The organism is Aminobacter sp. UC22_36, from assembly GCF_044056035.1.
In the GTDB taxonomy this organism is placed as follows: Bacteria; Pseudomonadota; Alphaproteobacteria; order Rhizobiales; family Rhizobiaceae; genus Aminobacter.
This window is the reverse complement of record NZ_CP171996.1, coordinates 4,141,922-4,153,924: the sequence shown is the minus strand read 5'-3', so window position 1 is coordinate 4,153,924 and position 12,003 is coordinate 4,141,922. Positions and strand designations below refer to the sequence as shown.

The window sequence follows — 12,003 nt, the reverse complement described above, 5'->3', positions numbered from 1 at the left end:
ATACTTATCTTGCGGCAAGCAGTAGGAACAAGTGATTAGTGCGTGATTTTCTGGGTGACCCCAAGCAGTGTGATGGGTAGTCCCCCGCGACCAGACTTCAGCTATCGCTATATAGCGTAGGGTTGGTGATTGAACGACCGACCGGCAACGATCCGATCGAAGATCTCGTACCAATAATTGCTGTTGGGCAGTGCGCAAACGCCCGCTTGATGGCCCGCTTTTCTGAAGAACTGCCAGTCCGCTTCCGGCCCCTTTGGGACTAGGAGCTATTGGGCTGGGCCGCGCAATGATGTCGACAGAAGAGAATAGCCTCGAGTGAACTCTAGCTGCCGTCCGGGAATATCACGTCCACTTTTGCCTCGGCGAATGCCCGGCTCATTTCAGCGCTTGGCGGCGCATCCGTCACCACCCTGCTGAGATCCTTGATCTTACAGAGCTCAACAAGAGCGGTGCGGCCGAGTTTCTGATTGTCCGCGACAATCGTCGTCTGCCGCGCCTGCTGCATCATCGCCCGCGCCACCGACGCAATCTCGATGGAGAAGTCAAAGAAGATGGAGGTCGTGTCCATGGCACCGATGGTCAGCACGGCATGGTCGACCCTAAAGCGGCGGATTTCCTCCATGGTCATTTCGCCATAGGTCTGGGAATCCCGACCGAGATTGCCCCCCAAGAGCACGACGCTGTTGCCGCCATGTCCGTGCAGAAGCCGTGATGCTATGTCCAGCGAGTTGGTAATCACTGTCAGGTCGTCACGGCTGGCAATGGCATTGGCCACGGCATAGACGGTGGTCCCCGCGTTCATCATGACACTTTCGCCCGGCTTCAACAGATCATTGACCAGCTGGGCGATGGTATTTTTTTCCTTGGCGTTCTGCCCTTGGCGCTTGCGAAAAGCGCCTTCGGATGCGGAGTGCACATGTACGGCGCCGCCATGAACCTTCTGTAGCAGGCCACGTTCGTCGAGCTGTGACAGGTCGCGGCGGATGGTCTCGCGCGAAACATCGAGTTCGAGCGCCAGGTCATTCACCGTCACTTTCTGACGCTCGGCCGCGACAGAAAGGATACGGTCCCAGCGCTGTTCGGTCAGACTCATATCACGACCCTTTGCAGTTTGGTCTCGTATGCCCGATCGGGCATATTTCGGTCAAGCTTGTGCCCGCGACGGACGCTATGCCAGGCGCCAGCGCTGCGTGCGCAGCATCAGCCTCCTGGAGAGGCGATCGAAGACGAAGCGTATCGACAACGAGCTGAGGAATATCAGCACCGAAAGCGCGGCCGCACTCTGCGTGTAGCCGAACTCCTCCATGTTCAGGATCGCGATCGAAGATAACATCGTGTCGGTCGTGTAGATGAAGATGACGGCCGATGTCGTCGTCATGGCATGCATGAACAGGTAAGACGAAATCTCCAGTATCGCGGGCAGGCTGATCGGCACGGTCACCCGCAAGAACGTCTTGTAGAAGGGCGCGCGAAGGGAGGCCGATACGGATTCGAACTCCGGGTCGATCTGCTTCAGAGCGGTCAATGCGATGATGTGGCAGACCGGGTAATAATGAATGATGGAACTCAGGACTAGGATCGCCATCGTGCCGTAGAAGAAATTCAGCGGGTTCTGCGGACTGGAAAAGAAAAAGATGTAGCTCAGGCCCAGAACGAGGCCGGGAATCGCCATCGGCAGTGTCGCCGAAAAGTGGATAAGCTGGCGGACCGCCGTGTTGTTCTGACCTTTTTCGACCAGGTACGCCCCAAGAAAGACGATGGCCGTTCCGATGATTGCCGTTGCCGAAGCCAGAATGAGCGAATTGACATAGACTTCCCAGCCCTGGCCGCTGGACGCGCTGAGATCATAATGCGCCAGGCTGAAGGACAAATCGTAAGGCCAGAAGCCGACCAGCGATGCGTAAACGCAGGTGCCGACCATCAGCACCGACATTCCGCCAATGACCGAACAGTAGAGCAGCGCTGCACCGTCACCATAGAGACTGGCCTTTGGCTGAAGCGGCACGGTCCGCGCTCCCAGCGTCGATGCCTGCCGGCGGGTGATGTACCGATCTGCCCAGAATGCCAGCACGGCCGGGATCAGCAGGAAGACACCCGCAACCGCCCCCATCTCGAAATTCTGCTGGCCGACGACCTGCTTGTAGATGTCCGTCGCCAGCACGTTGAACTCACCACCGATGATCTTGGGGATGCTGAAATCGGTGATCGAGATGGTGAAACCGGCGGTAAATGCGCTGAGCAAGCCGTATCTTACCCCCGGCAGAGTGACGTTCCAGAAGATGCGAAACCTGCTGGTCCTCAAGGACCACGCAGCCTCATAGAGGCGAGCGTCGGCGGTGCGCAGGGCGGTCGTCAAGATCAGAAGGGCCACCGGAAATATCAGGACGACGTGGCCAATGGTGATGCCGATCGCACCGTAGACGCTGTAGCCGCCGAGCAGCCATTTCGCAAAGCCCTGATTGCCGAGCAGGTACTGCAGGGCAATCGCAGGCATCATGGTGGGTGCGAAAAGCGGAAACAGCGCCAGCGTGCGAAACAGAGGCTTCATCGGCATGCAGCTGCGCGTCAAGGCATAAGCATAGGCAAAGGCCAGCGCCGTGCTGATCGTCGATACGGTGAGCGCGAGCAGCAGGCTGTTGGTGATCGAGCTGCCGAGCGCCGGCGTGGCCAGATAAGTGGCGAAATTGGCCGCGCCTGCAAACAGGCCGTCCGAAGTCATCAGGCTTTTTGAAAAAAGCGCTGCCAGAGGCATGAGATAGGCACAGAGAAAAAAGGCGACGAAGGCCCAGCAGATCCAGCGCATCAACCGTTCGTCGGTGCTCATGGCACGTGCTTTCCTGCTCTCAAACAGCCCAGGCATTCCGTCCAAAGTGCTCATTGCGCATTTCCCCGTTATCGATGCAAGTCGGCCATTTCGGAAGCCCGATTGGTCATACAGATGACCGAAAATTACCGAACTGTCCAGAAATAATCAAAAACCACATTGTAACGGTCGCAAATCGGTAGTACCGTTTTGTGGTGAACGGGTCTCTGGCGCCAGTTCCGAGCCTGCCGGCTCGCAAGGCCAGACCGCCACCAAGAAAAGCACGACCAACCACCAATGGGAGTTGAGGATGTCAAAAGAGAAAACAGCTATCTCGGCAGCGCTGGTCGCAGGATTGTTCGCGATCGCTCCGGCCCTGAGCACGGCGGCACAGGCCGCCGAAACCATCACCGTTTACACCACGGTGGCACCCGAACAATTGCCGATCTATGAGCGGAGTTTTCGCGCGTCCAACCCGGAAATCTCCATCAAATGGGTGCGGGATTCGACCGGGGTGATTGCAGCGAAACTTCTGGCCGAGGGTGCGAACACTCCGGCGGACATCGTCTTTTCACTTGCTTCGGAAAATGTGATCCAGCTCGACAAGGCAGGCTTACTGCAGCCTTACGAGCCGGCCGGCTATCAGGGCCTCGATCCTAAGTTCAAGGACAATCAGACACCGCCGCATTGGTCTGGTGTATTCGCATACATGGCCGCGATCTGTTTCAACACGATCGAAGCGGAGAAGGCCGGTTTGCCTTTGCCCAAGTCCTGGGAAGATCTTCTCGATCCCCGCTTCAAGGGCAAGATCGTCATGCCCAATCCCAGTTCGTCAGGCACAGGCTACATCTCGGTCTCGGGATGGCTCCAGACACTGGGCGAAGAGAAGGCCTGGACGTTCATGACCGGCCTTCACGACAATGTCGCCATGTACACGCATTCCGGATCCAAGCCGTGCATCCAGGCGGCAAGCGGTGAGTTTCCCGTAGGCATCTCCTTCTCCTCTGAGGCCCTGCAGCTCAAGAAGCGCGGCGCGCCGATCGAGGTCGTCATGCCCACCGAAGGTGTCGGCTGGGCTCTTTCGTCGGCAGCGATGTTCAAGTCGTCGAAGCAGCCGGAAGCTGCGAAGAAGTTCATGGACTGGGCAGTCGGCGTCGAAGCCAACAAGGTCTATGCCGGGCTTTGGGAAGTGATCGGCCGGCCAGAGCTGAAAGGGACGGTGGAAGGTCTTCGCGACGCGCCCGACAAGTTGATGATCAACAATGACTTCCGCTGGGCCGCCGAGCACCGCGATGCCGTGCTGAAGCAATGGCAGGACCGCTTCGGCGTCAAGTCCGAACCCAAGCCCTAAGACGGCTCGCCGCTTCCTGCAAAATGTTGCGCCGCCCTCGGCGCAACCCACCAATATCCAGCAAGACCGCGGGTTGTGTCGACATCGTCGGCCGCTTCCACGCGCCCAACAGACGGAGCAAAGACATGCTTGAGCATGGAATTCAGGCCTATGTTGACGAGGTCAACAGCACTCTTTCCAGGATGGCAGCGCCCGACAGCGCCGCTGGACACAGGGAGTTTCGTGAATCGCTGATGGAGTCTTTTCCGACGCGGTTTGCAGCCGGCATGACGATCCACAACCGCTTCATCGAGGCGCCGGGCCGGCAGATCGGCATCCGCATCTATCGACCTGCCGGCTGGCAGGAAGGCGGCGGCGCAGTCTTGTTCTTTCACGGCGGCGGCTTTGTTTCCGGAAGTGTCTTCACCCATGACATCTATGCGGCCGGCATAGCCGAAACGGCTGGCCTGCAAGTCATCAGCGTCAACTACCGCCTCGCGCCGGAAAACCCGTATCCGGCAGCTCTCGATGATTGCTACTTCACGCTCGAGTGGCTTGCGCAGAACGGTGCCGTGATGGGGATCGACCCCGAACGCATTGTCATCGGCGGTGACAGCGCGGGCGGAAATCTGGCTGCCGCATGCGCCCTCAAGGCCCGGGACAAGGATGGGCCCGTCGTGCGTCTGCAATATCTGATCTTTCCTTGCCTGGACACTGACTTCGACCTGCGCAGCTATGTTGAAAACAAAAACGACCCTTTCCTGAAGCGCTCGCAGATGATGGGTTTCTGGAAGGACTATCTGGGTGGTCGCTACGATCTTGACGACTATTATGCACTGCCGTTGCGTTGCCCGGACTATTCGCGCTTGCCTGCGGCCTATATCGTCACCGCCGATCATGACCCTCTCATGGATGAGGGCGAAATCTACGCCAGGAAGCTGGAGGCGGCGGGCGTATCGGTCCAGTATCGCTGCGTCGAAGGCGCAATGCATGGCTTCCTGAGAGCACGCTACACAAGCAAACTGGCAGCTGCGGAACTCGAACAGCTCGGACGGACGATCAGCGAAGCCGTGCGCTGAGCCATCTGAGCTTGCCGGTAGCCAGAGCAAACAACGGGGCGCTCGTGAGCATAGTCGGGAATGATACGGTTGCGGTCTATCTGGAGATCAAGGACCTCTGGAAGTCGTTCGGCGAGTTCCAGGCCATCAAGGGTGTCTCGCTGGCCATAGAGCAGGGTGAGTTCATCTGCTTTCTGGGTCCTTCCGGCTGTGGCAAGACGACACTGCTGCGCGCGATTGCCGGTCTGGACCTGCAGTCTCGCGGGACGATCCAGCAAGGTGGCAAGGACATCTCGACACTGCCACCTTCCAAGCGTGACTATGGCATCGTCTTCCAGTCCTATGCGCTGTTTCCTAACCTGACGATCGAGAAGAACGTCGCCTTCGGCCTGGAAAACACCAAGCGTCCGCGCGCCGAGATCGCGGCGCGGGTTGGCGAATTGCTGAACCTTGTCGGCCTGTCCGCTCAAGCCAAGAAGTATCCGGCACAGCTCTCCGGTGGCCAGCAGCAGCGCATCGCTTTGGCCCGCGCGATAGCAATCTCACCGGGCTTGTTGCTGCTTGATGAGCCGCTTTCGGCGCTCGACGCAAAGGTGCGGGTGCATCTACGTCACGAAATCAAGGAGTTGCAGCGAAAACTGGGCGTGACGACGATCATGGTCACGCACGATCAAGAAGAAGCGTTGTCGATGGCGGATCGCATTGTGGTGATGAACCAGGGCGTCATCGAGCAGGTGGGTACGCCGATAGAGGTATATCGCCACCCAAGGTCGCTGTTTGTCGCTGACTTCATCGGGGAAACCAACAAGTTTCCCGTCGAGATCGTGTCGGCGCGTGAGGTGGCGATCGCCGGAGCCGTATTAGATTGCGCGCCGCATGAGCTGCCTTCCGGAGCTGCGGCCGTAGCGGTCATTCGACCCGTAGATATTATCCCCCCAGGCCCCAGGCGGCGCCAACGAGACGATAAACCCAGGCAATCTGATCGACGTCACCGTCACCGAGATGGAGTTCCTCGGCGCCTTCTGGCGGACGCGGCTCGTCGCCAACCGACTTGGCCAGCACAAGCTGGTTGCCGATTTCTCGATCAACGCAGTTCGCAGGCTCGGCATCGCAGTGGGTGCTTCGATGCGTGTGGAGCTGCCGGACGAGCGGCTGCTTGTCTTTGCTGGCTGATTACCGCAATCAGTGAGACAGCTCGCGGCGGTCCGTTTTGTCGAGGTCTGTCTGTCGTGTGCGGCGGCGCGGCCAGGCCAACTCTCACAAGGTACGAATGCCGGCTATCGGACAGCCGCAGCTCAGGGTCAGGTCAAGACAATCCTCGCGCCGACTTGAAGGTCTGCTATCTAAAATCCGAGAGCCGAAGCTGTCGGTCCGCTCCCGGCCCCATGGCAGTCGTTCTCTAATCCATGTCTGAAGCGCTCCCGGCTTGATGTCATGGGTAAGCGCACAAACGATTTCGCATTCGACATCATGCGTCGTCAGCGCCTTCGTGAACTCCGCGAGCATCCGTTCGGTACGACATGAGAATCCTCCCGTTAGGGGGTGGTACCCAACGTAGCGAGGGAACGTCGGGGTGCCTCTCGATCCTTCCTTCAGGTGAAATGCGCGAACACTTGGCTTTGAAGGAACGGAGGCGGTTCGAGCTAGGTGGCTTGTCGTCGTGATGAGTGGACCATCGCACCCGTGCCGACGCGATGGTCCTCCGTTTCAGATTGACCGGTCGTCGGTCCGTTTAACCGGGCGGCTCTTGCGCCGATGGACGTCGGGCCCCGGCGCGATCTTCGCGCGACCCTCGATATAAGCCTGGCGGCGCTGCTCCAGCCATGCTTCGACCTCTTCCAGATCCCACACAACGCATCGCGGCGTGAGATTGAAGCGGCGAGGGAATTCGCCGCGCTTCTCCATCTCGTAAATGGTGCTGTCGGCGAGCGGCACGATGAGCCGCAACTCGTGCCGCCTGATCGTTCGCGGCAGGCCCGTTAGGACGGTTGCGGGACCCGAATATCCAACTGGATCTTTGTCACCGTCATCATGATAGGGCATCATCAGGACGCGTACGCGGCTTGGCTTCTTACTCATGTCTTTCCTCCTGTGGTTGGAGGATGTTTGGTAAACCTCGAATTCGCCTGTTCGAGGAGATGCTGATGAAGGGGCGCTGACGGTACTTTTTCAGACTGGCGCGGACGAGATACCGGCACGAAAGTCGACCGGAAAGGCGATTGGTCTCGATTGATGCTGAACCCACGAAAAAAAATTCGCGAAAATTTCCCTTTAAATTCAACACCGTAATTTTTTGATGGCCTTCGGGGCGGTGTTGGCGGTCATAAATAAGAAAAAACCCAGCTAGATCAATGACCTAGCTGGGTTAAGAACAATAGAGTGGGAGTGAGCGTGCAAACGGCGGCGACAGCGTAGTTTCGGCGGCGAATTCAGCCGTCGCGCAATGTCGTTGAATAGCTCATTCCGGTGAATTGGCGTTCTCCATCTCTGCCTTGCCAGTTCGATCTGCGCCGATTTTCGAGATGATGTAAAGTCGCCTCAAGGGGCGGGAGCCCTGGCGTAGAACAACGTGCGCAAAAGCGGGTCTGCTTGCGGCCCCTTGTCAGACATGCTGACGGCTTCAGTGAAGATCTGAGGCAATCTCGTGAATCTTGGGCACCAATCGCCCGTGGATGATCTGGACCATTGCCAATGTGATGGGCAACCTGAACCTGCGCGGGCCTGCACTGCCCGGGTTGAGATAAATAGCGCCATCGCAGCTCTCGATACTGGCACGATGAGAATGACCAGAAATCACGAGATTGATGCCCATCATTGCTGGAGTAAACGTCATATCCTTTCGGTCGTGGATCACGAATATCTTCTGCCCGAACAGCGTCACTTGAAGGGTATCTGGAAACATAGACGCCCACGGCTCGACATCGACATTGCCGCGAATTGCCGAGACCGGCGCAACGCGCTCCAATCTCTCGATGATGGCGGGGTTTCCAATGTCACCCGCATGGACGATGTGGTCGACGCCTTGGAGAAGCGCAACAGCGTCCTCACGCAGAAGGCCGTGAGTATCTGAAATCACACCGAGCGTGTTCATAGAGCCCAGAACTATCAGCCCTCGCTGACACTGGCGAGATGCTGACTTCGGAGTCGTTGGCCCGCGCTTGGGGACCCAGAACGAGGACTAGGTCAAGAGTACCCATCAGACCCTTGGCCGTTCGCTTCCTTCTGGATATGGAATGGCACTAACGGCGACAACTGACAGCAGCTTCCTGGCTGGACGTCCAATATCAAAAACTGCGATTGGGTTGCGACCCAACAGCCCCTCTCAAATTGTTGGTCCGCGACCTGCGGCATCCTTATTTAGCTGGTAACCTGAACAAGCCCCGAGATGTCATGCGCAGTCCCCGGTTCCAACACACTTATGCCGCCGACCTCCCCGAACGGCTTTACAGCAGTCCGGATCTATCCTCGGTTGCGACACCGCGTCTGGTTGAACTGAATGAAACACTGGCGACGGAACTAGGCCTCGACATCGGCTGGTTGCGTAGCCATGACGGTATCGAAATGCTGGCCGGCAACCGCTTCCCCGCTGACGTGCGCCCCATCGCCCAGGCCTATGCGGGTCACCAGTTTGGCAACTTCGTGCCGCAGCTTGGCGACGGTCGTGCCGTCCTCGTCGGAGAGTTGCTCGATACCAGCGGCCAATTGCGCGACGTTCAATTGAAGGGCTCCGGTCCGACCCGGTTTTCCCGCAATGGCGATGGGCGCGCTGCGCTCGGACCGATGATGCGCGAGTACATCGTCAGCGAGGCGATGCACGCACTCGGCATCCCAACCACGCGAACCCTATCGCTGGTTGCCACTGGCGAGCACGTCTACCGCGAGACCAGGCTTCCCGGGGCGCTGATAGCGCGCGTTGCCGCGAGCCACATCCGCGTCGGCACGTTCCAGTACCTTGCCGTACGGGAAGACATCGACGGCCTGAGGGCGGTGGCGGACTACGCAATTGCGCGGCACTATCCGCATCTCGCCGAAATCCCCCGTCGCTACCTTGAGTTCCTCAATGCCGTTGTAGCAGCGCAGGCGAAGCTGGTGGCACAATGGATGCTGGTCGGCTTTATCCATGGCGTCCTCAATACCGACAACGTCGCAATTTCTGGCGAGACGATCGATTATGGTCCATGTGCGTTCATGGATGCCTATCATCCGGCGACTGTGTTCAGTTCCATCGACCATCAAGGCCGCTACGCGTTTGCAAACCAGCCCCGCATCACCGTCTGGAACCTGGCGCGACTGGCCGAAGCGCTGCTGCCCATTTTGGGAAGCGAAGCAGGCGGAGACGATGAAGGCTTTGAGCAGGCGAAAGCGGCGATCGGATCGTTCCAGGCACGCTACGAGGCTGCGTTTAATGAAGGCATCCGTCACAAGATCGGGCTGTTTACCGAACAGCCGGGCGACCTTGACCTTGCTGCCGGACTGCTTGACCTGATGGCGCGCAACGGGGCGGATTTCACCCTTACATTTCGCGATCTCGCTCATGAGGTCGACGGCGCCGGCCGATTGCGCAACCACTTCATCGACCCTACTGCTTTCGATAGCTGGGCTTCGCGCTGGCGTGAACGGCTGGCTCTCGAGCCGGAGAATGCAGCCGACCGCGCTGCTCGGATGCGCACGGTGAACCCGAAGTACATAGCACGCAATCACCGTGTCGAAGCTGCCATCGCCGCCGCCACCGATGAAGGCGATTTTGGCCCTTTCCAGAGCTTGCTCGCCGTCCTGGCGCGCCCGTTCGACGAGCAGCCCGAGATCGAGGAATACGCGCGGCCACCAGCAGACGAAGAGCGCGTCCTCCAGACATTCTGCGGTACGTAATTGCGACTACAGTACAGGTGCCGAATGAGATGGGTTGCTGTCTGATCGTTTAACCATGCATGGTTCGGCGAGAATGGGGTGGGGGAGAGGAATGGCAGCTATTGCTGTCTGTGGGGCGGAAGCGGTCTCTGGGATCGACGCGCTTTTTTTGCCGGCAGCTATCCCACATCAGAGGCTCGAAACCGGACTGTCAGCCCACGGCCCCACTCCAGTCCCTGTTGCCCCTGGCAATGGCAGACGCAGTAGTCGGCAGGAGACTCGTTCGCGGCGCTGCCGAGAGCGTGCCGTCAGGATGCGGTCCAAGATCGCCTGATCGACCCGGAAGGCCCCAACAAGAACTACAGCGTGTCTTGCGACCGGATCAGGTCTCTTTCCTTCATCCAATTCAAGCGTGCCTGTGCGTCAGCATCACCTTGAGCCGCAGCCTTGCTGAACCAGCGAGCCGCCTCTTCATAGTCCCGTTCCACATCGATCCCATTGTAAAAAACGGCACCAAGATTGTACTGCGCGACGGCATGACCCTGGTCCGCTGCCTTTCGCCATCACATCAAGGCAGCTTCGATGTGTCCGGGTTGCGAAAATCCTGAACATATCCCGCCCTTGCCCTTTGATCCGGACGTCCAGGGCGGTGCCGGGGCTCGGCAGCGGTGGCTCTGCGTGGCACTTGGCACGCCGCCGGCTTCACTCCAGAATCTTCCAGTAAGAGTCCTTGCGGATCACTTTCCCGTTGCGAAAAGTGTAGAAGTCGCAGCCGCGGACTTGCTTTCGAACGCCGTCGCGGGTCGTGCCCGTCAGGGTCCATTTCGACATGCCGGTTTCGGCGGCCGCATCGACGAAATGCTCGGTATTGCCGTAGTGAACGTCCGGCAGCCCTTCAAAGCGGGATGCCAGTGCCTGTCTTACCTGCAGTTTGCCCTCGAACCGTGCGCCCCACGGCGCATTGCCCCTCGGCATCTCCAGAACGCAATCATCGGCAAAAAGCGCCATGATGCGATCGAGATCATGCGCGTTGAAAGCGTCGCTCAGCTCGCCCAGCTGCGACCGAATATCCATGGCGCGTCTCCGATCATCCAGAGCCCTGACGCTGTCTTCTGCTGGTTCGGCAACGGTTCGGGCGTGTCTTGATTATGTGCGGCTTTTGCGCCCGGCGCCATCCAACGCGGGCAACTGACCTGCCGCCCAGTCAGGCCGGCACATAGCTCAGCCGGATGACGTCGCCGTCGAAGCGCTCGGTGCCGGTCAGGCGCAGCGGCGGCCGGGGGCCGGCGAAAAAGGGCGTGCCGTGGCCGAGCACGACCGGGTGCAGGTAGATCCTGTATTCGTCGATCAGGCCCCATGCTGTCAGGCAACGCGCCAGTTCAGGGCCGCCGACTTCCACCTCGCCCTCCAGTTCGCCCTTGAGCCGGCGGATTTCGGCTTCGGTATCGGCGCCGAGCAGTCTTGCATTGGGCCCGACCGCCTTCAGCGTCCGCGAGACAACCCATTTCGGGTTCTTGCGCCACGCCGCTGCAAAGGCGCGCTTTTCCGCATCCCAGCCGGGCTGATCCTCGTCCCAGTAGCGCATCGTCTCGTAGAGGCGGCGGCCATAGAGGCTGCCGGCGAGGTTCTGTGTCTGGTCGACGAACCGGCGATAGAGCTCCGGCCCCGGGGCGTAGGGGAAACGATCATGATCGACAAAGCCATCCAGGGACTGGTTCATGCCAAAGAAGAAGCGCGCCACGCAAAGGCTCCCTGAGAAAGGCCGACCGACCGCATCCTGCATCGCGGCAGCAGCAGGCGCAACGCAAAACCACTGCGACTTTGCAACCGGTTTAGGCCCTGTGAGCGCCGCGGCGGCCCGACGGGAACGCGTCGCTTCTCGCTGTACCACAACCAATGATTGATTTCAGGTTGCGTCCGATACCTATTGCAGATTGCGCTGTTTTGGCTAAAAGGGCGGCCTA

Annotated in this window: 10 protein-coding genes and 1 pseudogene; 4 read left to right on the top strand and 7 right to left on the bottom strand. The window is 59.2% G+C overall.

The features are described 5' to 3' along the window. Positions 1-322 precede the first annotated feature (322 nt). Positions 323-1,093: a DeoR/GlpR family DNA-binding transcription regulator gene (locus ACHMW7_RS23735; protein WP_395447890.1), complete on the bottom strand. Its 771-nt coding sequence runs from the start codon at positions 1,091-1,093 to the stop codon at positions 323-325. 75 nt (positions 1,094-1,168) lie between these two features. After that, on the bottom strand, positions 1,169-2,824 hold the full coding sequence (locus ACHMW7_RS23730; protein ID WP_395447889.1) for a putative 2-aminoethylphosphonate ABC transporter permease subunit: 1,656 nt from the start codon (positions 2,822-2,824) through the stop codon (positions 1,169-1,171). 289 nt (positions 2,825-3,113) lie between these two features. On the opposite strand from ACHMW7_RS23730, the gene ACHMW7_RS23725 reads away from it, so the two are divergent. From ACHMW7_RS23725 to ACHMW7_RS23715, 3 genes and pseudogenes are all read left to right on the top strand, one after another. Next, entirely contained in the window at positions 3,114-4,154 is a 1,041-nt protein-coding gene (locus ACHMW7_RS23725) for a putative 2-aminoethylphosphonate ABC transporter substrate-binding protein (protein WP_395447888.1), read from the top strand. A gap of 125 nt (positions 4,155-4,279) precedes the next feature. Further along, the gene (locus ACHMW7_RS23720) at positions 4,280-5,212 is read left to right on the top strand and encodes an alpha/beta hydrolase (protein WP_395447887.1); all 933 of its coding nucleotides are present in this window, start codon (positions 4,280-4,282) and stop codon (positions 5,210-5,212) included. A gap of 44 nt (positions 5,213-5,256) precedes the next feature. Next, a pseudogene (locus ACHMW7_RS23715) lies at positions 5,257-6,364 on the top strand (putative 2-aminoethylphosphonate ABC transporter ATP-binding protein). Between the two features lie 534 nt (positions 6,365-6,898). Here the strand turns inward: ACHMW7_RS23715 and ACHMW7_RS23710 are convergent. Both ACHMW7_RS23710 and ACHMW7_RS23705 read right to left on the bottom strand, forming a co-directional pair. Further along, positions 6,899-7,270: a helix-turn-helix transcriptional regulator gene (locus ACHMW7_RS23710; protein ID WP_395447886.1), complete on the bottom strand. Its 372-nt coding sequence runs from the start codon at positions 7,268-7,270 to the stop codon at positions 6,899-6,901. 541 nt (positions 7,271-7,811) lie between these two features. Then, entirely contained in the window at positions 7,812-8,282 is a 471-nt protein-coding gene (locus tag ACHMW7_RS23705) for a metallophosphoesterase family protein (protein ID WP_395447885.1), read from the bottom strand. A 299-nt stretch (positions 8,283-8,581) separates the two neighbouring features. Between ACHMW7_RS23705 and ACHMW7_RS23700 the strand changes: the two genes are divergently transcribed. Next, positions 8,582-10,060, top strand: coding sequence for a YdiU family protein (locus ACHMW7_RS23700; RefSeq protein WP_395447884.1), 1,479 nt, complete (start codon positions 8,582-8,584; stop codon positions 10,058-10,060). Between the two features lie 338 nt (positions 10,061-10,398). On the opposite strand, the gene ACHMW7_RS23695 is transcribed toward ACHMW7_RS23700, so the two are convergent. The 3 genes from ACHMW7_RS23695 to ACHMW7_RS23685 all read right to left on the bottom strand — a co-directional run bounded on the left by ACHMW7_RS23695 (position 10,399) and on the right by ACHMW7_RS23685 (position 11,780). Beyond that, complete coding sequence (locus ACHMW7_RS23695) at positions 10,399-10,527, bottom strand: hypothetical protein (RefSeq protein ID WP_395447883.1); 129 nt, start codon at positions 10,525-10,527, stop codon at positions 10,399-10,401. Positions 10,528-10,741: 214 nt separating this feature from the next. Beyond that, positions 10,742-11,113 carry a nuclear transport factor 2 family protein gene (locus tag ACHMW7_RS23690; protein ID WP_395447882.1) on the bottom strand — a complete coding sequence of 124 codons (372 nt, stop codon included), beginning with the start codon at positions 11,111-11,113 and terminating at the stop codon, positions 10,742-10,744. 130 nt (positions 11,114-11,243) lie between these two features. After that, a complete protein-coding gene (locus ACHMW7_RS23685; RefSeq protein ID WP_395447881.1) occupies positions 11,244-11,780 on the bottom strand; it encodes a dihydrofolate reductase family protein in 537 nt (178 codons plus the stop codon). Positions 11,781-12,003 lie beyond the last annotated feature (223 nt).